The organism is Leptotrichia sp. OH3620_COT-345 (assembly GCF_003932895.1).
Taxonomy (GTDB): Bacteria; Fusobacteriota; Fusobacteriia; order Fusobacteriales; family Leptotrichiaceae; genus Pseudoleptotrichia.
Genome location: NZ_RQYW01000011.1, coordinates 41,759 through 67,563, shown reverse-complemented (window position 1 = coordinate 67,563; position 25,805 = coordinate 41,759). Strand labels below are relative to the sequence as shown.

Annotated in this window: 28 protein-coding genes, 3 pseudogenes and 1 riboswitch; of the genes and pseudogenes, 30 read left to right on the top strand and 1 reads right to left on the bottom strand. The window is 28.4% G+C overall.

Annotated features, from left to right (window positions below):
- The first annotated feature begins 146 nt into the window (after positions 1-146).
- Positions 147-323, top strand: a riboswitch (cobalamin riboswitch).
- 247 nt (positions 324-570) lie between these two features.
- The 24 genes and pseudogenes from EII29_RS12870 to EII29_RS07815 all read left to right on the top strand — a co-directional run bounded on the left by EII29_RS12870 (position 571) and on the right by EII29_RS07815 (position 20,858).
- Positions 571-1,278, top strand: coding sequence for an AAA family ATPase (locus tag EII29_RS12870; protein ID WP_233573290.1), 708 nt, complete (start codon positions 571-573; stop codon positions 1,276-1,278).
- Between the two features lie 38 nt (positions 1,279-1,316).
- Positions 1,317-1,745, top strand: a complete 429-nt coding sequence (locus EII29_RS12865; protein WP_233573289.1) for a hypothetical protein — start codon at positions 1,317-1,319, stop codon at positions 1,743-1,745.
- A gap of 241 nt (positions 1,746-1,986) precedes the next feature.
- A complete protein-coding gene (cbiE, locus tag EII29_RS07915) occupies positions 1,987-2,508 on the top strand; it encodes a precorrin-6y C5,15-methyltransferase (decarboxylating) subunit CbiE (RefSeq protein WP_368665481.1) in 522 nt (173 codons plus the stop codon).
- A 67-nt stretch (positions 2,509-2,575) separates the two neighbouring features.
- Positions 2,576-3,130 (top strand): TIGR00730 family Rossman fold protein, encoded by a 555-nt coding sequence (locus EII29_RS07910; protein WP_125236992.1) that lies wholly within the window; start codon positions 2,576-2,578, stop codon positions 3,128-3,130.
- A gap of 117 nt (positions 3,131-3,247) precedes the next feature.
- On the top strand, positions 3,248-4,336 hold the full coding sequence (locus EII29_RS07905) for a hypothetical protein (protein ID WP_125236991.1): 1,089 nt from the start codon (positions 3,248-3,250) through the stop codon (positions 4,334-4,336).
- Between the two features lie 86 nt (positions 4,337-4,422).
- Positions 4,423-4,746 (top strand): competence protein TfoX, encoded by a 324-nt coding sequence (locus EII29_RS07900; RefSeq protein WP_125236990.1) that lies wholly within the window; start codon positions 4,423-4,425, stop codon positions 4,744-4,746.
- Positions 4,747-4,904: 158 nt separating this feature from the next.
- Positions 4,905-6,281, top strand: coding sequence for an amidohydrolase (locus EII29_RS07895; protein WP_233573288.1), 1,377 nt, complete (start codon positions 4,905-4,907; stop codon positions 6,279-6,281).
- A gap of 223 nt (positions 6,282-6,504) precedes the next feature.
- Positions 6,505-7,236, top strand: coding sequence for a nitroreductase family protein (locus EII29_RS07890; RefSeq protein ID WP_125236988.1), 732 nt, complete (start codon positions 6,505-6,507; stop codon positions 7,234-7,236).
- A 185-nt stretch (positions 7,237-7,421) separates the two neighbouring features.
- Positions 7,422-7,877, top strand: coding sequence for a VOC family protein (locus tag EII29_RS07885; protein WP_125236987.1), 456 nt, complete (start codon positions 7,422-7,424; stop codon positions 7,875-7,877).
- Positions 7,846-8,079, top strand: coding sequence for a GNAT family N-acetyltransferase (locus EII29_RS07880; protein WP_125236986.1), 234 nt, complete (start codon positions 7,846-7,848; stop codon positions 8,077-8,079). The genes EII29_RS07885 and EII29_RS07880 overlap by 32 nt, the downstream gene beginning before the upstream one ends.
- Positions 8,080-8,090: 11 nt before the next feature.
- Entirely contained in the window at positions 8,091-8,375 is a 285-nt protein-coding gene (locus EII29_RS07875; protein ID WP_158612493.1) for a GNAT family N-acetyltransferase, read from the top strand.
- Positions 8,376-8,489: 114 nt separating this feature from the next.
- Entirely contained in the window at positions 8,490-9,011 is a 522-nt protein-coding gene (locus tag EII29_RS07870; protein WP_125236984.1) for an AAA family ATPase, read from the top strand.
- Positions 8,992-9,300, top strand: coding sequence for a hypothetical protein (locus EII29_RS12860; protein ID WP_233573287.1), 309 nt, complete (start codon positions 8,992-8,994; stop codon positions 9,298-9,300). The genes EII29_RS07870 and EII29_RS12860 overlap by 20 nt, the downstream gene beginning before the upstream one ends.
- Positions 9,297-9,524, top strand: coding sequence for a hypothetical protein (locus tag EII29_RS12855; RefSeq protein WP_233573286.1), 228 nt, complete (start codon positions 9,297-9,299; stop codon positions 9,522-9,524). Before EII29_RS12860 ends, EII29_RS12855 begins: the two co-directional genes overlap by 4 nt.
- 157 nt (positions 9,525-9,681) lie before the next feature.
- Positions 9,682-10,107: a rhodanese-like domain-containing protein gene (locus EII29_RS07860; RefSeq protein ID WP_125236983.1), complete on the top strand. Its 426-nt coding sequence runs from the start codon at positions 9,682-9,684 to the stop codon at positions 10,105-10,107.
- 200 nt (positions 10,108-10,307) lie between these two features.
- Positions 10,308-10,700 carry a VOC family protein gene (locus EII29_RS07855; protein WP_125236982.1) on the top strand — a complete coding sequence of 131 codons (393 nt, stop codon included), beginning with the start codon at positions 10,308-10,310 and terminating at the stop codon, positions 10,698-10,700.
- Between the two features lie 83 nt (positions 10,701-10,783).
- Positions 10,784-11,156 (top strand): annotated as a pseudogene (locus EII29_RS13180) (hypothetical protein).
- 25 nt (positions 11,157-11,181) lie between these two features.
- The gene (locus EII29_RS13175; RefSeq protein ID WP_125236981.1) at positions 11,182-11,745 is read left to right on the top strand and encodes a methyltransferase; all 564 of its coding nucleotides are present in this window, start codon (positions 11,182-11,184) and stop codon (positions 11,743-11,745) included.
- Complete coding sequence (locus EII29_RS07840; RefSeq protein ID WP_125236980.1) at positions 11,746-12,453, top strand: hypothetical protein; 708 nt, start codon at positions 11,746-11,748, stop codon at positions 12,451-12,453. It abuts the gene before it with no gap.
- 149 nt (positions 12,454-12,602) lie between these two features.
- The gene (locus EII29_RS07835) at positions 12,603-14,177 is read left to right on the top strand and encodes a type I restriction-modification system subunit M (RefSeq protein WP_125236979.1); all 1,575 of its coding nucleotides are present in this window, start codon (positions 12,603-12,605) and stop codon (positions 14,175-14,177) included.
- Positions 14,177-15,187, top strand: coding sequence for a virulence RhuM family protein (locus EII29_RS07830; protein ID WP_125236978.1), 1,011 nt, complete (start codon positions 14,177-14,179; stop codon positions 15,185-15,187). Before EII29_RS07835 ends, EII29_RS07830 begins: the two co-directional genes overlap by 1 nt.
- A 34-nt stretch (positions 15,188-15,221) precedes the next feature.
- Positions 15,222-17,066, top strand: coding sequence for a restriction endonuclease subunit S (locus tag EII29_RS07825; RefSeq protein WP_125236977.1), 1,845 nt, complete (start codon positions 15,222-15,224; stop codon positions 17,064-17,066).
- 65 nt (positions 17,067-17,131) lie between these two features.
- Positions 17,132-20,155, top strand: a complete 3,024-nt coding sequence (locus EII29_RS07820; RefSeq protein WP_125236976.1) for a type I restriction endonuclease subunit R — start codon at positions 17,132-17,134, stop codon at positions 20,153-20,155.
- Between the two features lie 514 nt (positions 20,156-20,669).
- Entirely contained in the window at positions 20,670-20,858 is a 189-nt protein-coding gene (locus EII29_RS07815; RefSeq protein ID WP_125236975.1) for a hypothetical protein, read from the top strand.
- Between the two features lie 244 nt (positions 20,859-21,102).
- Here EII29_RS07815 and EII29_RS07810 read toward each other — a convergent pair whose 3' ends face one another.
- Positions 21,103-21,510: a pyridoxamine 5'-phosphate oxidase family protein gene (locus tag EII29_RS07810; RefSeq protein ID WP_125236974.1), complete on the bottom strand. Its 408-nt coding sequence runs from the start codon at positions 21,508-21,510 to the stop codon at positions 21,103-21,105.
- Positions 21,511-21,823: 313 nt separating this feature from the next.
- Between EII29_RS07810 and cobI the strand changes: the two are divergent.
- From cobI to EII29_RS12845, 6 genes and pseudogenes are all read left to right on the top strand, one after another.
- A pseudogene (cobI, locus tag EII29_RS07805) lies at positions 21,824-22,540 on the top strand (precorrin-2 C(20)-methyltransferase).
- A gap of 161 nt (positions 22,541-22,701) precedes the next feature.
- Positions 22,702-23,460, top strand: a pseudogene (gene cobM, locus EII29_RS07800) (precorrin-4 C(11)-methyltransferase).
- 313 nt (positions 23,461-23,773) lie between these two features.
- The gene (locus EII29_RS07795) at positions 23,774-24,163 is read left to right on the top strand and encodes a helix-turn-helix domain-containing protein (protein ID WP_125236973.1); all 390 of its coding nucleotides are present in this window, start codon (positions 23,774-23,776) and stop codon (positions 24,161-24,163) included.
- Between the two features lie 65 nt (positions 24,164-24,228).
- Complete coding sequence (locus tag EII29_RS07790; RefSeq protein WP_125236972.1) at positions 24,229-24,795, top strand: cysteine hydrolase family protein; 567 nt, start codon at positions 24,229-24,231, stop codon at positions 24,793-24,795.
- Between the two features lie 177 nt (positions 24,796-24,972).
- Complete coding sequence (locus EII29_RS13060) at positions 24,973-25,098, top strand: hypothetical protein (protein WP_255411025.1); 126 nt, start codon at positions 24,973-24,975, stop codon at positions 25,096-25,098.
- A 386-nt stretch (positions 25,099-25,484) separates the two neighbouring features.
- Positions 25,485-25,721, top strand: coding sequence for a hypothetical protein (locus EII29_RS12845; RefSeq protein ID WP_233573285.1), 237 nt, complete (start codon positions 25,485-25,487; stop codon positions 25,719-25,721).
- The last annotated feature ends 84 nt before the right edge of the window (positions 25,722-25,805 follow it).

Sequence of the window (25,805 nt, the reverse complement as noted above, 5' to 3'; positions counted from 1 at the left end):
AATAACAAATTCTTAGTACTATGTCATTAAAAAGGTAAATGAGAAGGAAATTTGTATTAATGTAAAACATTTTAATGCATTTGATTTTGAAATAAAAGGTGTAATTTTTTAATATTTTTCCTTGACAAATCCTAAAAAAGTAGTATACTAATTGTAAAATTTTAGGTGTTTTTAAACTTAATAAGGAAATCGGTTGAAATCCGATACAGCCCCCACTACTGTGAAACTGACGAAAATACATTAGACCACTGGAATATAATTTCGGAAAGAGTATGAGTAGGATGAAGTTAGTCAGGAGACTTGCCTAATAGTTTTTATTTGAATTTTTTGGGAAGGGAAAATTTAATATACATCAATAAAAATAAATCAACGGCGATTTAGTTCTGTATAATATTGTTGTACAATGTGGGTATAATATTTATTATAGAACTTTTGGCGTGTATTAAATTCAGCTTTCAGCTGATTTTTTTTACACAGATATAGAGGACTATTATATATTTTTAGGGAGAGTAACTTATTATGAAAAAAATACTTATATCAGGAACAAGAAGCGGAAGCTGAAAAATAACAGTGAGCAGTATATTTATGTCCTCATATGAAAATACGGCTCCTTTTAAAGTAGGACCTGATTATATTGATCCGGGATATCATAAGTTGTTTACAGGGAATGAATCGCATAATCTTGATATTTTTATGTTTGATGAAAGAACTGTAAAGCACATATTTAAAGTAAATTCGAAAGGACATAATATTGCTATTGTCGAAGGAGTGATAGGGCTTTATGACGGAATAGGGCATACGAAGGATAATTTCAGTACAGCACATTTATCCGGAGTTCTTGACATTCCTATAATTCTTGTTGTAAATACAAAAGGTATTTCTACTGGCATTGCGGCGGAAATTTTAGGCTTTAAAATGCTTGATGAAAATGTTAAAATAAAAGATATAATTTTGAATAATGTTTCTTCAGAAAAGTCGTATATAAGTCTAAAGGAAGCGATTGAGAAATATACAAGTATAGAATGTGTAGGATATGTTCCGAGAAATGAAAAACTTTCAGTGGAAAGCAGACATCTTGGGCTCAAGCAGGCAATGGAAATGAAGGATTCCCAAAAAATTACAGAAAAAATAAACTTGTTCAGAGAAATAGCTGAAAAATGTATTGGTATTGAAAGAATAAGAGAAATAGCAGGTGAATTTTCTCCTGAAGATGAAATGGATAGTTTTAAACCGATAAAAGAACTGAAGATAGATACAGTGGGAAAAAAATTGCAGTAGCTGAAAATAGTGCATTTTCTTTTTATTATGAATCGAATATGGAACTCATAAAATTTTCAGGTGCGGAAATAATCAAATTCAGTCCTATGAAAGATAAACATATTCCTAAAAATTCAGATTTTATATATTTTGGAAGCGGATATCCTGAGCTGTATGCGGAAGAGCTTTCACAAAATCTTTCAATGAAAAAAAGTATAAGAAAAACTTATGAAAAAGGTGTAGAGATATATGGAGAATGTGGAGGTTTTATATATCTTACAAAAAGACTCCGTTTTCCCGACAGGAAAAAAGAGGAATTTTGCGGGCTGATTAATGTGGAAATTTCAATGAAAGACAGACTTAATATAAATCGATTCGGTTACATAAACATAGAAACTGAAACCGGAATAAAAACAAAAGGTCATGAATTTCATTATTCGGAAATATTTACAGATAATGAAATTAATGAAAAAAAAGCACATTTTTAATATTAACGAAAAATGACGGAAGAAAGTGGAAATGCGGATATAAAAAAGGCAGTCTTCTTGCCTCCTCATATTTCATTTTATTCCAATATAGAATTTTTAAATATCTTATGGAAGAATTATAAATCCGAATGTATAATGTTTTAAATTTGCAGCAAATCAGGAAAAAATCAGAGTGGAAATACTCTGAATAGTTTGTAGAGCTTAAAAAAAACGGAGATTATTTCTACCGTAAGTCGGGAAAATCTTCTATACTTTTATAGAAACGCTAAAAACGGAAAGTCACAGTTTAAAATATACGTTTATGATAAAAATTATTTTAAATTCGATAAAAAATATAAATATTTTTAAATTACAGTTACTTATTTTATCAGGTGATACAGGATTTTACAGTATGCTCACTTTTATGAGAAAAAAATATTCTCCTGAAGAACTTGAGGCAGTTCCGGGGATTTTATCCATACAATATATGTTTGCCAGAATATCCGATTACCGGCATGATGCTTATGTAGGAAGTGTTCATGGGAAAGAACTGGATTATATAAAAAAACTGAAAGAATACCGTAAAGTGGGATTACTTACCGATAAAAACAATACTCTTCGGAAAATAGCCCGGATTTTTACTGAAAATGCCTTAGGAGAAACAACGGTTTATATAGGAGAAAACCTTTCCTATCCTAATGAGAAAATTTACAAGTTTAAAGCTGAAGAGTTGAAAGATCATGAAGAAAAATTCGAAATGAATGTAGTAATACTTTTTAGATAAGTTTTTACATATTAACGGAATTTGGAAAAAGAAGCATATATAGAATTTAAAATTGAAAGGTTAAAAAATGAATATTACAGTTTATTGCGGAGCAAATTCAGGAAACAGTGAAATTTATAAAAAATCTGCTGAAAATTTTGGGAATTGGATTGTTAAAAATAATTACTCCCTTATTTACGGGGGTGGAAAATCGGGACTTATGGGAATTATTGCAGATATTGTTCTGAAAGGCGGATGTAAAGCAGTTGGAGTAATGCCTGTCTTTTTAAAGGAAAAGGAAGCGGCACATCAATCTTTAACGGAATTTATAACAGTAAATACTATGACGGAACGCAAAAAAATAATGATTGAAAGGGGAGAAGTATATGTTGCATTGCCCGGAGGACCGGGAACATTGGAAGAAATTTCAGAAGTTATTTCGTGGGCAAAAATAGGACAGAATATAAAGCCGTGTATTTTATTCAATATAAATGGATATTACGATAATTTGAAAAATATGTACGACACAATGGTTGTAGAAGGTTTTTTAACAGAAGAGGATAGAAAAAAAATACTGTTTTCATATGATTTTGATGAAATTGAAAAATTTATTTCTGAATATGAAATTTCTAAAGTCAAATAAAGTCAAAAAAATATGAAAAATAAAAGTAGAAAGTAGATAATTTTGAAGAGCTCTTAAATTTGTATATACGGGAAATGAGAAAATGTTACAAAAATATGAAAATCAGGGGATTTTAAAATGAAAAAAATATATAAAACTAAGCTTTTTACACATATATGGCTTATAATTCAATATTTTATCGTGTCAGTAATGCTGTCTATGCTTTCAGTTTCATTAATATTATTTATTTTCAAAGTTGCTACAGGAAGAGTGACAGATACTTCTTTGATAGAAATAAATAAATTATTTTTTATAACGGCTACATTTTCTATAATAGGAGGAGCAGTTTATAATTCAGGAAAAAAAATCGTACTGGAAAACGGGCTACTCATTTATCACAGTTTCTTTAAAGAAAAATACAGATTGGATATTAAAAAAAATAAAGTATATCTGGAAATGAAGCCGAAAAAGACACGGAAAGGTTATTACCTTAAAAGAAACCTTTATTTTAAAGAAAACGGAATAAAGAAAAATATTAAATGTAACTGGCTGTCTGCAGATCAGTGTAATGGACTTACAGTAGCAATGGAAAAGTACAAATATATAAGTTCAAAAAATGATGATTTTAAAAACGGAGAAATATTTGATACTGAAAAAACTTCAGGAAAATTTTTTGTCGGCGGACAGAAAATGGTTTCCCAACGTATAAAAAAAGTATGGATTATAACTATAATATTTGTCTTTGGTATACTTGCCGTTTCATTAATAATGATTTTTATGATATTTGAGGCATTTCGCCCATATTTCTTTTTAATCCTATATTTCTTTTTAATAATATTCGGATATTTTATAATAGGAATATTTGTTCCTGTGATCGTCTTTTTATTTTTTCTAAAAAAGAGAATAGAAAAATATACACCTGAATACATTATTGTAAAAAGCAAAGATATAAGTGTAGACAATACGAATTTTTCCAAATATGATGTAAACAGGATAGAAATGACACGGAAAGAAGCAACTCTTTACAGTTTGTTCAATGATAGAAAAATGATAATTCACAGTAAGGAGGAAAAATATATGTTTATTTTGGGTAATCTTCCTCCCTATTTGAAAGAGTTCCCACTTTTACGTCCGTCAACCGTATATGAAGATTATGATTTATTATATGACAGTATAATGAAATGGTGTTTCGAGAATAATATTGAATTTATTTCGACAGGACGTTGATTAATATTAATTATCGGAATGAAACATACATTTTTTAAGTGTGATGAAAAAGCATTAGAGCATTAAAAATAGGAGGAGATATTTTAATGGCATCAAGTAAAGAATATCTGAATCATATTTTAGAAAAACTTTCAGGAGTTGAAGAAATCTCATATAGGAAAATGATGGGAGAGTATATTATTTATTATCGGGAAAAAGTTATAGGTGGGATTTATGATAACAGGTTTCTTATAAAGTCTGTTAAAGCAATTTTAAAGCATATGCCTGACGCAATTTATGAAATACCTTATGAAGGGGCAAATAAAATGTTGCTTATTGATTTTGACAATATCGGAGATGAGAAACTTTTAATAAAATTATTTGAAGATATGTATGAAAAATTACCTGAACCGAAAAGAAGAAAAATATAATTAAATATTTGGAAAATAGCGGAAGGAAAAGATTGTAGGAGATCATGTGGAAAGGAAACAGGAAATAAAAGAAAATTTTTATTTTATCGGAATCGGAACAAAATTTCGGAAGTTAAATAACAGAAATAAAAAATAATATAACGGAGAGGATGATTTTTATGAAAAAAATGTTTATTTTACTGATTTTGAGTTTAGTGATGGGAATTACAGTTTTCGGAGAAAATGTGGATATTCTTATTAAAAATGCCACGATTCTGACTATGAATGAAAAGAAAGAAGTTATAGAAAATGGAGTTATAGTTATAAAAAACAGTAAAATTAAAGCTATAGGAAATGAAAAGTTACTTTCAAAATATAAAGGGAAGAAAGTGATAGATGCTGCTAAAGATATAGTAATGCCCGGTTTTATAAATACGCATACTCATGTTTCAATGGTTCCTTTCAGATCATTGGCAGATGATGTGCCTGACAGACTCAGAAGATACATTTTCCCTCTTGAAAATAAACTTGTAAGTAGAGAACTTGTGTATAAAGGGGCAATATACGGAATATTGGAAATGATAAGTACAGGAACGACAACTTTTGCGGATATGTATTATTTTGAAGATGAAGTGGCAAAAGCTGCCGAGCTTATAGGAATGCGTGGAGTACTTGGGGAAACGGTAATAAAAAATCCGGTTGCGGATGCAAAAGAACCTTATGGAGGAATAGAATATGCTGAAAAGTTTATAAAGCAGTATAAAAATAGTCAGCTCGTAACACCTGCATTTGCTCCTCATGCTCCTTATACAGTTGAGGAGGAATATCTGAAAAAAGTTACGGAACTTTCTAAAAAATATAATGTGCCAGTATTAATGCATATTGCCGAAACCGAAAATGAAGTTAAGCAGATAAAGGAGAAATATAATAAAACGGTCATAGAATATCTTGATTCCATAGGATTTTTAACTGATAAGGTAGTGGCCGGACATGTAATATTTGTAAATGACAGTGATATAAAAATATTGAAAGAAAGAAATGTGGGAATTGCTCACAATATGGTTGCTAATATAAAATCGGCAAAAGGGGTATCTCCTGCATTAAAAATGTTTGATGAAGGATTAAGAGTAGGCTTAGGAACGGACGGTCCTATGAGTGGAAATACTCTCGATCTTGTAAGTCAATTAGGCTATGTTGCCAAAGTTCATAAGCTTAACAGCAAGAACAGAGCGGCAATGCCTCCTTACAAAGTAGTGGAAATGGCGACAATAGGAGGAGCGAAAGCTCTTCATATGGAAGACGTAATAGGTTCTCTTGAAGAAGGAAAATTGGCGGATATAATAATAATTGATACGAAGTCTTTAAATATGCAACCTATATATGATTATTATTCGGCAATTGTTTATTCAATGCTTCCGGGAGATGTAAAAACAACTATTATAAACGGAAAAATAATTATGGAAAATAAGAAAATAAAGACATATGATGTGGAAAAAGCAAAAAAAGATTTAAAAACTCTTGAAAATACGGTGAAAAAGGAAGCGGAAAAATTATAGAAAACTCCGGATTTATACTGATTTCAGTTAAAAAATATTATATTTTAATATGAAAATTTGAACTGATTTGAACTGAAAAAAAGAAGGGAAGAAAACTATTCCGCTTTAAAGAAAATAAACATAATCTATATATGATTTAATAGTCGGATTATTAAACCTTTATATAGAAATCAATTTTGTAAACAGAAGAAAACAATATAAAACAGTTCAGGGAGGAAACAGAATGAAGGGATTGAAAGAAATATTGGAATATAGACGTTCTGTCAGAACTTACGACAGTAATAGAAGAATAGACAGTGAAAAAGTACGTCAATGTCTGGAACTGGCTTTGCTCGCTCCTACAAGCTCAAATATGCAATTGTGGGAATGCTTACATATTACAGATAGAGAAGTTCTGAAAAACTTATCAATAGCCTGTCTGAATCAGAGTGCTGCAAAAACTGCCCAGGAAATGGTTGTTTTTGTTACTAGACAAGATTTGTACATAGAAAGGGCAAAAGATGCACTGGCATTTGAGAGGGAAAATGTAAAAAGAAACGGTTCTCCTGAAAAATATGAAAAACATATTAAAAATTGGGAAATTTATTATGGAAAAATAATACCTTTAATCTATGGAAGATTTTTCGGTATGTTAGGACTGTTAAGAAAGTTTATTGCACTATCAACAGGAATTTTCCGTCCTATGATGAGGGAAGTATCTGAAAATGATATAAGGGTAACAGTACATAAAAGCTGTGCTCTTGCAGCTCAAACATTTATGCTGGCAATGGCGGAACAGAATTATGATACCTGTCCTATGGAAGGATTTGACAGCAGACGTGTAAAAAAAATTTTGCAACTTCCCTTTAATACTGAAATCAATATGATAATAGCTTGCGGTATAAGAGATGAAGAAACAGGAGTATGGGGAGAACGTTTCCGTGTGCCTTTTGAAAAAATTTACAAAAAAATTTAACAGTCTTTACTGTAAATCTTATTGAAATTAAAAAATGAAAGAAAAATACAAAGCTCATATAAGAAAATAGAGGAATAAGTAATAAACTGTATTTAGGAAAGGTATCCCGAAAGGAAAGGGATAAAATAATTTAGTACGGCCTCAATAGAAAAAATATTAAAAAAATCGGAAAAGAAAGGTGAATTATGAGTAAAAAAATATTTCAACCTGCTTTAGTACCTGAGCTTTTGGTTTCGGATATAGAAAAAAGTTTGAGATTTTATGTAGATATATGTGGCTTTGAGATAGTTTATGAGAGAAAAGAAGAAAAATTTGCATATATAAGAAATGAAGCTGCTGAAATAATGCTTGAAGAAACAGGTATTTCAAAAAATTGGGTTACGGGAAATTTGGGGTATCCTTTCGGTAGAGGAATTAATTTTGAAATAAATTTATTCGATATTGATTTTATTTATGAAAAAATAAAAAATACTGACAATCTTTATTTGGAAATGGAAGAAAAATGGTATAGACAAAATGAAGGGTATATAGGAGTAAAGCAGTTTCTTTGCCAGGATCCTGACGGATACCTGTTAAGGTTTCAGAAAGAATTGGGATATAAAGGAAAAAATGAAGAAAAATATAAAAACTTCGAGACTTGAATTAAGCAAACCCTCTTTGGGTGATTTAAAGGAACTGTATGAGCTCACCTCAAAACCTGAAGTCAATCTTTTTAATCCTCACGGACCTGATAAATGTATAGAAGAAACTGAAGAAACTCTTCAATACCGGATAAAAAAGGACTGGAAGGAGAAAGAGACGGAATATTATATAATTCGTGAATTATCTTCAGGTTCTTTATAGGTTACGGAGGTTTGTCTATAAGGAAATTTAATAATATACAAGTATTAAATCTGGCATATAGAATTAGTTCCGAATTCCAGAGAAAAGGATTTGTTTTTGAAGCGTGTGGTGCAATAATCGAAGAAGCGGAAAAAGTTTTTACCGATATTCCTATAATGGTGCTAACAAAGAGAAATAATATGCCTTCTTTCAAACTGGCACAAAAACTGGGATTTATATATTATCCTGAATATGACGGTTATCCTGAAAAGACGATATATATCTGTTTAGTGTTCTTTATGAAAGTAAAAGAATAGCTCTGAAAAAATTATAATAGGTTTAATATATCCTCATAAGGAGTAAAAAAGAAATAAAACAGTTTTTATAACATACCTGAATATAAGAAATTTTTTGAAAATTGGAGATTTTGAATGAAAATACGTATAATCGGAGTAAGTGGAACAGGAAAAACATATTTTGCCCGAAAGCTTTCGGATAAACTGAAAATAAAATATTTTGAGTTAGACAACCTTCAATGGGAAAACAGTTCCGATATTTACGGAGTAAAAAGAAATACTGAAAAGAGAAACACTCTGTTTCAGGAAATTTTAAAAGAAAAGATCTGGATAATGGAGGGGGTTTATTATAAATGGTGTATGGAAAGTTTTAAGCAGGCAGATATAATTTATATTTTGGAACTTCCTCGGAAAATATACAGGTTCAATATTATAAAACGTTTTATAAAAAGAAAATTCAAAATGGAAAAAGGGAAAAAGGAAACTTTAAAATCTTTAAAGGAACTTTTAAAATGGACAGATAAATTTCAGAAGGAAAATTTTGAGGATATAAAAAGTATAGTTAAAAATTATGAGGAAAAAACTGTATTTATAAAAAGTTATAAGGAAATGAAAAACATATTGGAAAATATAAAAAATGAAAATACGGAACTTTAGTTTGAAGGTAAAAAATCCTGTCAAACAGATTATTTTAAAAGAAAAAATTAGGGGCGGAATGTACCATATAAAAGATGAGGAATTTATAAGGACTAAAGTACCTATGACAAAAGAAGAAATAAGGGCGATAAGTATTTCTAAAATGGAAATAAAGGATACGGATATATGTCTTGATATAGGAGGTGGCACAGGTTCCGTCAGTATAGAAATGTCAAGGTTTGCAAAAAATGGTCATATTTATACGGTAGAACAAAAAATGAGGCTGTCGACCTTATTAAACAGAATATGAAAAAATTCGGTATAAAAAATATGACTGTAATTTCAGGAAAAGCACCTTATGATTTACCTAATGGAATAATGTTTGACAGAATTTTTGTCGGAGGTTCGGGAGGAAATTTGGAAGAAATTATAAAATATTCTTATAATAATTTAAAAAATAACAGAATTATAGTCCTGAATTTTATAGTTCTTGAGAATACATTTGAGGCGTTAGAATGTATAAAAAAAAATTGAATTTAGGGATTTGGATATAACTCAAGTAATGATTGCAAAAAATAGAAAAATGAAAGATTTCAATATGATGACGGCTGAAAATCCCATTTATGTAATCTCTGCAAGAAAATAAAAAGAAATCTTAATATTACGATTGTTTTATAAGGAGGTAGTATAAATGAAAAAAAATATAATGTTTATAACTATATTAATACTTATGTTAACTACAGTAGTGTTATTTTCAGTTATAAAAAAGAAAAGCGTAAAAATTTCCGAAGAAAATTCGTCGACTGAAATATATAGAAAAATAACTTCGGAAGAAGCGGCACAGATAATGGCAAATGAAAAAAACTATATTATTGTTGATGTAAGAACGCAAAACGAATATATGGAAGGGCATATTCCAAATGCTGTTTCTATTCCTTTGAATACAATAGGAGATAGTGAAATTAGAGAGCTTCCTGATAAAAATCAGTTAATAATGGTTTATTGTCGTAGCGGCAGCAGAAGCAGACAGGCGGTATTAAAGCTTATTAAAAAGGGATATACGAATGTTATTGATTTTGGTGGTATAAATTCATGGACAGGAGAAATTATAAAATAATAATGTAATGAAAAGGTCTGGTTTCAGATGTCAGATGAGTATTTTTCCATTGTTTGAAAAATCTATTTTAAATAAAAATGAAAGAATATAAATAAGAGAAAAGAACGTAAAATGGAAAAAACAGATTAAGAAAAAATAATAGTGTATCGGATTTAAAAATATTAGGACGTTAAAAAATAAAGCTGAGGGAGATTCAGATTATGATAAGTCATATTGAAATATATGTAAGCGATATAGTAAAGACAAGAAAATTTTATGATATTCTGTTGCCTCGATTGGGATATGTCATATATCAGGAATGGCCGGAAGGCTTCAGTTACAGGGATAGAAATTCCTATATTGTTTTTGTCCAGACAAAAAACAAATATATAAAAAATGGATACAATCGTTGTAATATAGGATTGAATCACATTGCGTATAAATGCGGTTCAAAGGAAGAAATAGACAATTTGAGAGAGTTTCTAAAAAAAGAGAACGTTAGGCTTCTCTATGATAATAAATATCCCTTTGCAGGGGGACCGGAGCATTATGCTTTGTATTTTGAGGATCCTGACAGGATAAAAGTGGAAATAGTTTTTTATGAAAATATTTAAATTATTTGTTTAAGTACTTGATATTTAAGTAAGATTTGGAAGAGAAAAATTTTATATGATCAGATCCCGAAGACCGTGAATTAATTATAATAAAGGTACAAAAAATATCAAAGGAAGCTGATGTTATTATCTATGCAGGTTCATTGGTTCCAAAGAAAGTTTAGTAAAACCTCAATGATAATATTTCTACCTGTATATATGATAGACAAGTTTGTGAAAACACTTTCAACTTCTTATCTTACTCATGTTAAAACTTGTGATAGTCGTATAAAAAGTAAGTTAAGAAGGTCAAAAAATAGTTTTAGTAATTCTTGAAAATATTGAATAAAAAGTAAAAAAAGTGGGAATTAATAAAACAGCCTAAATCCTAGTTGGAGATTTTGGATAAATGAATATGAAAAGTTAAGATTATACGATAAAAATTTTACACATGAATATAAAGGAAATAAAAAATAAATTATATTATTTGAAAGGAATGTATATGTTAGATATTACTAAAATTAATTCTGTTGAGCTTTTAAAAATTACTTTTAAAAGTTTAAAAAATGCTAAAGAGGAAATAGCTAAAATTTTAAATAAAAAAGTTACTGCTAATTCATGGCAAGTTTTATACGATAAGTACATATTAATAAAAGAAGAAATAACAGATATTAATATGATTGATTCTGTTGAAAAATTGAAAAATAGTTTTTCAACTTTAAAAGAAGCAAAAGAAAAATTATCTGAAATTTTAAATAAAAAAGTTACTGCTAATTCATGGCAAAACTTATTTGATAAATATATTACTAATAAAAATTTATTGAATAAACAAGAAGATCTGTATTTTAAAGATGAAATTTCTAAGTATATATTTTATTTAGTGGAGCTTGAAGGGAAATTACAACTTGATTTTTTAGGAATAACTTATGATTACTATCGTGATAAAAAAATAGCGGAAAAATGGCGTAAAGAAATGGTAAAACTTATTCATCCTGATAGATGTAAGCATTCAAAAGCAACTGAAGCTATGCAAGCATTGGAAAAGTTGTATAAAGGGATGATTTAGATGAAATATGCACTTTCTAAAAATTTAATTTCAATTAAGGATTTGCAGGGAGATATAAGAGGAACTGACTATGGAGAACTAAATGATAATTGGGCTACTGCTATACAAAATGCTTGGATTAATGGAACAAAACTTGACGGACAAGGTATTATATGGATTAGTAATAAATATTTGCATACTTTGTTACGCGTAAAAAAAGATTTAGTTAAATATTATCTTGCTACAATTAATAGAACTGGTACTGAATATATTACTGGAGCAGAATTTATTTCTTTACTTTCTATTATTTTTGATTCAGCTACAACTTTTCGTAGAAGAGACTATATAAGGTATTCTGAAAAACTGTATCTTTTAATAAGAGACTCTGATAAGGCTGAAGTAATGAGAGCGAGATACTTTGAAGATCTTACTTATAAAAGAAATAAGTTAAAAAATCAAAGAATAAAAAAATATAGTATTGTGACTGATGAATTAACAGGTATGAATTTAAAAATTCAAACTGCCGAATTTTCTCATATAAGAAGTGTAGCTTTGTATCCGGACTTACAACTTGAGCTTGACAATGGACTTATTATTAATAAAAAGACTCATGAGTTAATAACAGAAAAGGGTATACAAAATGAAGAAGACTTATATAATTTATGTTTAGAAAAAAATTGGAACACGAATTGGTATAATTTTTATAAACAAATTTTTTATGAAATATAAAAATATTTTAATTTCATCTTTATTGTTACAATAAAAAAGAAATTAACTTTATCAAATATTTTTTAACTATGATATTTTAGATAATATCTAGAAAAAATGAAAATAAGAAATATTAAAGACTTAATAAAAATTTATAAAGTGAGGAAAAAATGGCTGACAACTTGAAAGAAAATAATGGAATAAATCAAAGAGCAGAGCTCCATAGAAAAATTTGGGCAATTGCCGATGATGTTCGTGGAGCAGTTGATGGATGGGATTTCAAACAGTACATATTAGGAATTCTTTTTTATAGATTTATATCAGAAAATATGACTGAATTTTTTAATTCTGCTGAACATGAAGCAGGATATACAGACTTTGATTATGCAAAAATTTCTGATGAAGAAGCTGAAATAGATTTCAGATCAAGTACAGTGGAAGAGAAAGGTTTTTTCATTTTGCCAAGTCAACTTTTTGAGAGAGTTGTAAAAGATGCCAAGGAAAATGAGAATCTAAATACTGATTTGGCAAATATATTTAAAGCAATTGAGGGAAGTGCTATCGGTTTTGCTTCTGAAGATGATATAAAAGGTTTATTTGAAGATATCGATACAACCAGTAATCGTTTAGGTGCAACAGTAGCAGAAAAGAACAGAAGACTAACTGATATATTAACAGGAATAGCGGAAATCAACTTTGGAAATTTTAAGAATAATGATATTGATGCTTTCGGTGATGCTTACGAATATTTGATTTCAAATTATGCAAGTAATGCAGGTAAATCAGGAGGAGAATTTTTTACTCCACAAACTGTATCAAAGCTTTTGGCAAGGCTTGTTATGGATGGAAAAACAAGTATTAACAAAGTATATGACCCTACATGTGGAAGTGGTTCTTTGCTCCTACAAATGAAAAAACAATTTGATGAACATATTATAGATGAAGGTTTTTTTGGACAAGAAATTAATATGACCAACTTTAACTTAGCTCGTATGAATATGTTCTTACACAATGTAAATTATAATAATTTTTCAATTAAAAGAGGAGATACTTTAATTAATCCATTACACAAAGATGAAAAGCCTTTTGATGCAATTGTTTCTAATCCTCCGTACTCAATAAAATGGGTAGGAGATGCTGATCCAACTCTTATTAATGATGAAAGATTTGCTCCGGCAGGAAAATTAGCCCCTAAATCTTATGCTGATTATGCTTTTATAATGCACTCACTTAGTTATTTATCAAGCAAAGGGAGAGCAGCAATTGTATGTTTTCCTGGAATTTTTTATCGTAAGGGAGCAGAACAAACGATTCGTAAATATTTAGTTGAAAATAACTTTGTTGATTGTGTTATTCAGTTACCAGAGAATTTATTTTTTGGAACATCAATAGCAACTTGTATTTTAGTAATGGCAAAGAATAAAACAGAAAATAAAGTTTTATTTATAGATGCAAGTAAGGAGTTTAAGAAAGAAACAAATAATAATATCTTAGAAGAAAAAAATATAAATGCAATAGTTGAGGAATTTAGAAATAGAACTGATAAAGAATACTTCTCAAGATATGTAGATAAATCAGAAATTGAAGAGAATGATTATAACTTATCCGTATCAACTTATGTAGAAAAAGAAGATACAAGGGAAATAATTGATATAGTAAAATTAAATAAGGAGATTGAAGAAACTGTTTTAAGAATTAATGAACTAAGAGCTTCTATTAATGAGATAGTAAAGGAGTTAAGCTGATGAAAAATGATATTATTATATATAATACAGAAGATGGAAATAGCAGAGTAGAACTTCATTTACTTGATGGAACAATTTGGCTTAGTCAATTGGAAATAGCAGAACTTTTTCAAACAACAAGACAAAATATAACTAAGCATATAAAAACAATACTTGAAGATGGAGAATTAGAAGAAAAAGTGGTATGCAACTATCAGTTGCATACCACTCAACATGGTGCAATAATGGGGAAAACACAAACTAATAAAATAAAATTTTATAACTTAGATATGATATTAGCAATAGGTTATCGTGTTCGTTCACCAAGAGGAATGCAATTTAGAAATTATGCAAGCACAGTTTTAAAAGAATACTTAATAAAAGGCTTTGCTATGGATGATGAAAGATTAAAAGAAAATGGTGGAGGAAAGTATTTTAAAGAATTACTAGAGCGTATTCGTGATATTCGTTCAAGTGAAAAAGTTTTTTATAGACAGGTTTTAGATTTATTTGCAACAAGTATAGATTATAATAAAAATAGTGATGAAGCAAAATATTTTTTTGCAACTGTGCAAAATAAAATGCACTATGCAATTCATCATAATACTGCAAGTGAACTTGTATATAATCGTGTAAATAGTGAAAAGGATTTTATGGGGCTTAAAACTTTTAAAGGAGAGCTTCCAACTTTAAAAGAAGCAAAAATAGCAAAAAACTATTTAAATGAAAAAGAATTAAAAAGTTTAAATAATTTAGTTTCTGGTTATTTAGAATTTGCGGAAAGACAAGCAGAAAAAGAAATTGTTATGTACATGAAAGATTGGGTAGAACATGTTGATAAAATCTTAAAAGCTGTTGGAGAAGATATTTTACAAGGGAATGGTAAAATTACAAATCAAGAGATGTCAGAAAAAGTTAAAAGTGAATATAAAAAATTCAGAGAAAAAAATTTAACCCAAGTAGAAAGAGATTATTTAGAAGAAATTAAAAATATTGAAAGAATTGCAAAAGAAAATAGTAAGAAAAAATAAAAACTTTAATCAAAAATTAAAGGAGCAAATAAGAATGTCTAAAATAATGGATATGATAAAAAATGAAAAAGTTGAGTGGAAAAAGTTGGGGGAAGTTTGTGATATTGTTAAAGGAAAACAATTTAACAAAAGGGATATGTTGGAAGATGGTAAATATCCTGTTATAAATGGAGGAATTACTCCTTCTGGATATGTAGAAGTGTATAATCAAAGTGCCAATACTATAACTATTTCACAGGGGGGAGCTTCAGCGGGGTTTATAAATTTTATAGAAAATAAATTTTGGTTAGGGGCACATGCATTTGCTATAAATCCTAAAGATACAGTTTTGAATAGATACATTTATCATTTTTTGAAAATGAATCAAGAAAAACTTCAAGATAAAAAAGAGGGAGCAGGGATTCCAAGTATTTCAAAAACAACTTTAGAAAGTTTGGAAATTCCAATCCCTAGCATAGAAACTCAAGAAAAAATTGTAAAAATACTTGACAAATTTACAAATTATGTTACTGAATTACAAGCTGAATTACAAGCTCGTACTAAACAGTATTCTTATTATAGAGATATGCTTTTGAGTGAAGAAAATTTAAATAAATTGAGTAAAAAATTAGATAGATTGGAAGATAAAAAATATGAATTAAGGATAGTTACACTTGGAGAAATAGTAGATATAATGGTGGGGGGAGATGTACCTAAGAATAATTTTTCTAAGACAAAAACAAAAGAGTTCTCTATTCCTATTTATAGCAATGGTATCGCTGAAAAGGCATTATATGGATACACAAATCAAATTAGGGTAGATAAGCCAAGTGTAACAGTTTCAGCAAGAGGTACAATAGGTTATGTATGCTTGAGAGAAGAACCATACTATCCAATTGTCAGATTGCTTTGTCTATTACCTAAACAAGATATTGCCATTAAATATTTATATTATTTTTTGCAAAATAGCAAAATTAATCATATACATACTGGTATACCATCATTGACAACTGATATGGTTAAAAATATAAAATTATATTTGCCACCAATTTTAATTCAAAATAAAGTTGTAGAAATTTTAGATAAATTCCAATCTTTGCTTTCTGATACACAAGGTTTATTGCCACAAGAAATTGAACAAAGACAAAAACAATATGAATTTTATAGAGAAAAACTCTTGACATTTGATGAAAAATATGGTAGCCTGCCTGCCTGCCTGCCTGCCTGCCTTATAATAGATACTAAGTTCTTTAGTATTTTAAAAGAGGCTGCGGCGATTGTGGAGGTTGAATTATTTAATAAAGTTGAATGGAAAACATTGGGAGAAGTATCAATAATTACAAGAGGAGCCTCTCCAAGACCTATAAATAAATATTTAACTGATAGTCATGAAGGGATACCTTGGATAAAAATAGGTGATGTTTCTAAAAATTCTAAGTATATAAAGCAAACAGAACAAAAAATAACTCAAGAGGGTGCAAAAAAATCAAGAATTTTGAAAAAGGGAGACTTTGTAATGTCAAACTCAATGAGTTATGGTCGTCCGTATATTTTGGATATAATAGGGGCTATTCATGATGGTTGGGCATCAATTAGTAATTATGAAAATACTTTAGATAGTGATTTTTTATACTATTATTTAGTTTCTTCAAAAGTGGAAAAATACTGGAGAAATAAAATAAATAGTTCGTCTGTTAGCAATCTTAACACAAATATTATAAAATCTTTACCTGTACCTATTATTTCAAAAGAAGTGCAAAAATATGTTTCTAAAATCTTAGATAAATTTGATATTTTAATCAATGATTTAACAAAGGGGTTACCAAAAGAAATAGAATTAAGAGAAAAACAATATGAATATTATAGAGAAAAGTTATTAGATTTTTCTAAAAATAATTAATATATAAGAAAAATTGTAAAAAATTTAAAATATATGCAAAATATTAAATGGAAGGAGTAACTTAAATGTCAGAAGAAAGAATACAGTACACCACATCTACAATAGCTGAAATGACCAATGGAATTATTTTAGCAAACTTTGAAAAAAACAACAGTATTAGAGAAGCATCTTATCAAAGTGAAGCCGAACTTGAAAGAAATATGATTGATAATTTAATTTCTCAAGGATATGAGAGACTTATTGTAAAATCTAATGATGATTTATATACAAATTTAAAGACACAAATTGAAAAGTTAAATGGAATTTCTTTTTCAGCCGAAGAATGGAATAGATTTTTATTGGAATATTTAGATACTCCAAATGATGGTATGATTGAAAAAACACGAAAAATCCAAGAGAATCATATCTATGATTTTATTTTTGATGACGGACATTTAAAAAACATAAAAATTATTGATAAGAAAAATATTCATAATAATTCTTTACAAGTTATAAATCAAGTTAGTCAGAAAGGAAGCAGTTACAATCGCTATGATGTAACAATTTTAGTTAATGGATTGCCATTAGTTCATATTGAATTAAAAAAACGAGGTGTAAATCTTCATGAGGCTTTTAATCAAATTCATAGATATAGTAAAGAGAGCTTCAATAGTGAAAATTCTCTATATAAGTATGTGCAGATTTTTGTTATTTCCAATGGCACTTATACAAGATATTTTGCAAATACAACAGCACAAAATAAAAATAATTATGAATTTACTTGTGAATGGGCGGATGCTAAAAATAAGGTTATTCATGATTTAGAAGATTTTACAAAGACATTTTTTGAAAAGCGTGTTATTCTTGAAGTACTTACAAAATACTGTGTTTTTGATGTAAATAATATACTGCTTATTATGAGACCTTATCAAATAGCAGCAACAGAAAGAATTTTATGGAAGATAAACTCAAGCTATGAAGCAAAAAAAGCAGGAAAAACAGAAGCAGGTGGTTTTATTTGGCATACAACAGGTTCAGGAAAAACACTTACTTCATTTAAAGCTGCAAGATTAGCAACAGAGCTTAATTTTATAGATAAAGTATTTTTTGTGGTAGATAGAAAAGATTTAGACTATCAAACTATGAAAGAATATCAAAGATTTCAGCCGGACAGTGTGAATGGAAGTAAAGATACAAAAGAACTTAAAAGATGTATTGAAAAAGATGATAACAGAATTGTAGTTACAACTATTCAAAAATTGAATGAGTTTATAAAGAAAAATTCCAATCATGAAATTTATGACAAGCATTGTGTACTTATTTTTGATGAATGCCATCGTTCACAATTTGGAGATGCACAAAAAAATATCAGAAAATCTTTTAAAAAATATTATCAATTTGGTTTTACAGGAACACCAATTTTCCCGGAAAACTCTCTTGGTGGAGAAACTACATCAGGAATATTCGGAGCACAGCTTCACAGTTATGTAATAACAGATGCTATTCGTGATGGAAAAGTTTTAAAATTTAAGGTGGATTACAATAATATTACTCCTAAATTTAAGTCAGCAGAAAAAGAAGATGATGAAAAAAAATTAGCTAAATTAGAAAGCAAAATGCTTTTACATCCTGAACGTATAACTGAAATTACAAAGCACATTTTAAAAGTTTTTGATACTAAGACACATAGAAATGAGTTTTACGATTTAAAGCATAGAAGATTAAACGGCTTTAATGCTATGTTTGCAGTACAAAGTGTTGAGGCGGCAAAACTATATTATGAAGAGTTTCAGAAACAACAGGAATCCTTGCCAGAAGAAAAAAGATTAAAAATTGCTACTATATACAGTTTTACTGCAAATGAAGAACAGTCAATTATTGGAGAAATATCAGAAGAAAATTTTGATGTATCTGCTATGGATTCTACTGCAAAAGAATTTTTAACTAAGGTAATTAAAGATTATAATAATTACTTTAAAACAAATTTTTCAATCAATGGTAATGAATTTCAAAATTATTATAAAAATTTATCATTGAAAGTAAAAAACAAAGAAGTTGATTTACTTATTGTTGTCGGCATGTTTTTAACCGGTTTTGATGCACCTACATTAAATACTTTATTTGTTGATAAAAATTTAAGATTTCACGGTCTTATTCAAGCTTTTTCAAGGACTAATCGTATATTGAATAAGGTTAAAACTTTTGGTAATATTGTTTGTTTCAGGGATTTGGAAAAAGCGACACAAAATGCAATTAAAACTTTTGGTGATGAAAACAGTGTAAATATAATTTTGGAAAAAAGTTATGAAGAATATATTCATGGTTTTACTGATGAAGAAACCGGGAAAACAATTAAAGGATATGTAGATATATGTAATGAAATTATTGCTAAATTTCCGGAACCGACTGAAATAGAGCTTGAAGCAGATAAAAAAGAATTTGTAGAGCTTTTTGGTGAAGTATTAAAAGCAGAAAATATACTTAGAAATTTTGATGAATTTGAAAATTTTGAAAAAATTATTTCTGACAGACAAATGCAAGATATGAAAAGTGTATATGTTGATATCAGAGAAAATATTCTAAATTCAAAACGAAATGAAGTAACAGATGGAGAAAATATTGATTTTTCTGATGTTGAATTTCAAATTGATTTGCTAAAAACAGATGAAATAAATTTGGACTATATTTTAGCTTTAATTCTTGAAAAATCTAAAGAAAATGATGATATGGACAGTTTGAAAGCTGAAGTTCGTAGAGTTATTAGAACAAGCCTTGGAACCAGAGCAAAAGAAGAATTAATTATAGATTTTATTAATAAAACAAGATTATCGGAATTAAAAACTACTGATGATATTCTTGAGACATTTTATAGTTTTGCAAAAAAGGAAAAAATGAATAAAATTAATTATTTGGTAGAAGAAGAAAAATTAAAAGAAAATTCAAAACGTTTTATAGAAAAAGCAATTGGAAAAGGATATGTGGAGTATGCGGGAGATGAGTTAGACAGTATAATTCCTGCAACATCACGTAGACATGGTGCACGAGAAAAGAAAAAAGAAACAGTGTTAGAGAAAATAAGGAATATTGTGGAAATTTTTGTTGGCATTTAATTATAATATTTAAGTTATTAAAATTTTATAAATGACTGAAGTGCATATATTGAAATTAATTAAGGCTAGAACAGATAAAAATCTTAAAATAAACTTAAATGGGAATAAATCTTAATGTTATTAAAGAATAAATCTTAGTTTTTATAAATTCTATAAGTTGTAAATGATAAAAACATTAAATTTAAATTTTTTATAAATTCTAATTGATAAGAGCTAAATATATAAAAAATTATTCGTTTTATCAATAAAAATATTATAAAGATTTTAACTGGTCTTATAAGAAAAGAGAAATGAATAATGTTAAATTTTATAATGGAAGAATTAAAAAATACAACTACAGATGTATTTTTTCTGAAAGATTGAAATAACTAAAATATATCCTAAAAATATAATTTCGGGAAGAAAGGAACATCGACTATAAATCTAATTTATATTAGTAAAGGATGCTATAATGTAACATCGTATCGAAACAGGGTTCAAAAAATATACAATCGATGCCGAAATAATAAATTATATGCTATATTTAGTTATAGTAGTTGAAAAAGGTGAGCTGTCTTTTAAAGAAAACATTTCAGGAATGTGGAATATGGAAAGATATATAAACTTACTCATGGGAGAAATACCGAGATTTGGAGATGATGAAAAAGGTTACGGGCCTAAAGGGAAAACTACGTTGTTCATGTGGATATTCCCGACAAAGTAGAAAAAGATTTTTTTGAACTGAAAAAAGAATATCTAAACCTCATAAGAGAAGCAAATCCGATTTTATTTCAGTAAAATAGGAAATAAAAATAAAATTATTTATTTGAACATTTTTAAATGTAATAATAAAAACTTTGAATGATAATGGATTGGAAAAATACGGGACAATACTGAAGAGAAGCAAGTCTGACAAAACACAGAAAATATAATGGGCTTACTTCTCTTCAAAAAAATAGGGGAAAATACTATTGTATTACGTATTTTTCACTGACACCCGTTGAAAAATCAAAGGTCTTGACTTCCTCGACATCAATATAGAAAATCTCAAAGACAGGATTGTCAGGAGTTTTATAAATAGCTTTAATAGCGGGATATTCTTCCATGGCCTTAGTTTTTAGGGAAAGATCGTCAATGAAAGTAACTTTTCCGTTTACGGAAAGTATAAAAGAATACTCTTTATCGTGAGAACAGAAAGAAGCGTAAGGACAGGCTTTCAGCTGTTTATAAACTTCCTTATAATTTGTAGTCCCTATATAAATTTTATTTCCGTCAGAAAAAAGGTATTGAAGCACCCTTGTTTTAGGTCTGTTTTCATCAAGAGTAGCCATAACACCGTATAAATTGTTTTTCAAAAATTTATTAAAATCAATCATCGGAAATACCTCCTTATAATATTTAATTAATTATAATGAAAATAAAAATTATTGTAAAGTAGGCACAAATTTGTTTTATAGTTACCTAAATGAAACTTATATTTCAAAATTTGATATTTTTAAAAACAGATTTTGGAAAAGGAAAATAAAGAAAATTCTGATTTACAACTGAATGAAACATTCGGAGAATATATATTTATAAAAAGCAGTAAATAGGAAAAATTAGAAAATAATCTTTAAAACAGCATATATATATTACGAATAAAATTTATAAAAAATAAAATAATTTAGACATCATCATAAAAGGTGAAAAATGAGAAGTAAGAAAGGGAAATTTTATGGTATAGGGGCAGGAATCGGAGATCCCGAAAATATGACGATAAAAGCATTTAAAAAGCTTAATGACATAGATGTGATAATTCTTCCTGAAGCTAAAAGTGGAGAGGGAAGTACGGTTTTTAGTATAGTGATGGATTATGTAAAGGAAGATGTGGAACGAATATTTCTTGAATTTCCAATGGTAAAAGACTTGGAAGCAAGGAAAATATCAAGAAAAAATAATGCGGACATAATAAATAAATTACTCTCTGAAGGTAAAAATGTAGCTTTTCTAACAATATGAGATCCTATGACTTATAGTACATATACTTATATTCTTGAGCATATAGAAAATGATGTGGAAGTGGAAACTATTGCCGGAATAAGTTCATTTAACAGTATAGCTGCCAGGCTGAACATTCCTTTAATAATAAGCGATGAAGATTTGAAAATAATATCTGTAAATAAAAAAACGGATTTTTCTAAAGAAATAGAAAATAATGATAATCTTGTCTTGATGAAAATAAGCAGAAGCTTTGATAAAATAAAAAGAGTACTTATAGAAACGAGAAATAAAAATAATATAGTAGTTGTATCCGATTGCGGAAAAAAATGAAAAGATTTATACAAATATTGAAGAAATTCAGGAAGTGCCATATTTTCAACATTAATTTTAAAAAAATCAGGATTTGGAAAATGGAAAAAATTGTGAATGACAGAGAACGGAATATAATAAAATAGACAGAAATTTACAAAAGCCTTTTCCACGAACATAATATTTTTATATAAAGTAATATAATAGATTTTATAATGCTTGAAATAATTAAAACAATAAAAAACGAAGCTGAAAATAACAGAAAGGATTTGGAAAAAATGGGAAAAGTGTATTTTACAGGAGCGGGACCGGGAGATCCGGAACTCATTACAATAAAAGGACAAAGAATAGTAAAAGAAGCGGATGTCATAATATATACAGGTTCTCTTGTTCCGAAAGAAGTTATAGAATGTCATAAAGAAGAAGACGAGATATATAATTCTGCGGGAATGTCCTTAGACGAAGTGATCGACGTAACTGTTACTGCAATAAAATCCGGAAAGAAAGTTGCGAGAGTACATACGGGAGACTTTGCTATTTATGGAGTGCATAGGGAATAAATGGACATACTTGATGAGCATGGAATAGAATATGAAGTAATTCCCGGAGTAAGCTCATTTTTGGCTTCTGCCGCAATAATAAAAAAAGAATTTACGCTGCCTGATATTTCCCAGACAGTTATTTGTACAAGAATGGAAGGAGGAACTCCCGTACCTGAAAAGGAAAGTCTCGAAAGTCTTACACAGCATAGAGCTTCTATGGCGATATTTCTGTCGGTACAGATGATAGACAAAGTTGTAAAGTCTCTGTCCGTTCATTATCCTATGACCACTCCTGTAGCGGTAATTCAGAGAGCAACATGGTTTGACCAGAAAATAGTAATAGGTACTTTAGAAACGATAGAAAAAAAAGTAAAAAAAGAAAATATAACTAAAACTGCATAAATTTTAGTCGGAGATTTTTTAGGAAATAAGTACGGGAAATCTAAACTATATGATAAAAGGTTTACTTATGAGTATAGAAAAGGTTTAGAATAAAAATTAATTAAATAAACTGTAAATTGAAAAAGGTCTTTTAATTTGGATATGTCTAAAAATTTACAATGTACAATATTTTAATCTTTTTTATATTTTTTAAATTAACAGAATTATGATAAAACTCGTATTCTATTATTTACAATTTTTAAAATATCCGTTAAAATCTTTTATTTTGACAGTTTTCAGACACACCTTGGTGTTTTTGTGAATTTACTACAAAAGTACTATATAAAAAGATAGAACCTTAAAATTTGAATATACAAATATTGTAGAACTTAATGTCTAATATAAATATTAAATTCGGAGAATATCAATGAAATTAAGAAAGAATTATACATGTCTGTTGGAAATTATACATGACATTATAAGAGGAAAATGGAAAACTATTATTATTTTTCAGCTAAGAAATGGAGAGAATTCATTTTCACAATTACTGCATTCTATAAATGGAATTTCTGAAAAAATGTTATTGGAACAATTACAGGAATTAAAAGAATTCGGACTTATAGATAAGCATTCTTATAAAAAATATCCTCTAAAAGTTGAATATTTTTTAACTGAAAGGGGAAAAAAAGTATTAAATGCGGTCAAAATTATGCAGAATGTGGGCATAGAATATATGATTGACAACGGAATGGAAAAGATTTTAAATGAAAAAGGTATAAAATACAGTAAAAATACATGTATACAAAAAAGTAAGTAATTTACAAATTGTCAGTTATAATATATCATTTTATTAAAAACTAATTTCAGAAAGGATTTGATAAAATGAAAAAGGCACTTATAATTATTGATGTACAAAATGATTACTTTCCCAATGGAAAGTTTGAGTTATTTCAAAGCGAGGAAGCACTTGAAAAAATCCAAAAAGTATTGGGATATTTTAGGAAAAACGAGCTTCCTGTATACTATATAAAGCATATTTCAACAAGAGAAGGAGCGATTTTTTTCTTGCCTGATACTCAAGGTGTGGAAATACACGAAAAAATTAAACCGTTAGAAAATGAAAAAATTATTGTGAAACATTTTCCTAACAGTTTTCTTCATACGGAATTACATCAGGAATTACAGAAAGATTCCATAAATGAACTGGTTATTTGTGGAATGATGACTCATATGTGTGTGGATACGACGGTAAGAGCAGGAAAGGATTTAGGATATAATATAATTTTAATTGAGGACGGATGTACCACAAAGGACTTAGAGTGGAATGGAAAGACCGTATCTGCTGAAATAGTACAGGAAGTCTATATGTCATCTTTAAATAATATGTTTGCTAAAGTTATGACATTGGACAAATATTTGGAAAATAAAAAAATAAATGAAAAATGGTAAAATTTCTTTTCTAAAAAGGAAAATTATAAAATAATGGAGGAAAGTTCGGAGAGATTTTTCATCTGACAGCTAAATTCATATTTTAATAAAAAATTGAAGGAGTATAGAATATAAAGAGAAAATGCTTAAAGGAAAAAAAGAAACAAATTAAAAATAGATAAAAACTAAGGGAGAAAAATGAAAACGACAATTTATTGTGTAAGTAAAAATGGTTACAGAGTAACTTTAAATATAACGGAAAAAGTTTACAGAAATGCACATATGTACGTTTCAGGAAGGATATATGAGATGCTCAATCTTTAGAATGAAAATAGAAAAAATATGTTTAAAATAAATGAAAGAATACCTGAATTACTTGACAAAAAATTTGCGTGTATTTATTGCTGCAACAGGAGCAGTGGTAAGAATTATCGTCGGAAAATATAGTAGATACTTATAAAAACAGCTCAGAAGCTATAATTATATCAAACAGAAAAAAATTTCGAAGCAAAAGCAAAATAAATGAAAAAAATGTATCCCTTGATTCTATAGCTGTAAAGTTTATAAAAACGAAATGTGATACTCTTGAAAATAAAAAAATATTTGTAATCGGAGTAGGAGATTTAAGTCAATCCATTTTGGCAATTTTACATAAAATAAGTAACTGTAAACTTACAATGACAAATAGAAACTTGAGAAAGTCAGTGTAATTGCAGAAAATATTTACTGATATTGAAACTGCTGAATTTAGTCAGAAATATGATATTATAAAAGAAAGTGACATTGTAATAAGTGCAACCTCTGCACCTCATCCTGTAATTTTAAAGGAAAAAATGGGGAATATAGAAAATGACGGTAAAAAAAGACTTTTTCTTGATTTGGCAGTACCGAGAGATATTGAAGCAACTGTCGGAGAAAACAAAAATATTTCTTTATTATTGACTTAAGTTAGTTGAGTACGCAAAGCATACGAAACATAAAACCATCCGCTATGCGGGTCCGGAAACTTAAGTTTGCAACAAAATACACCT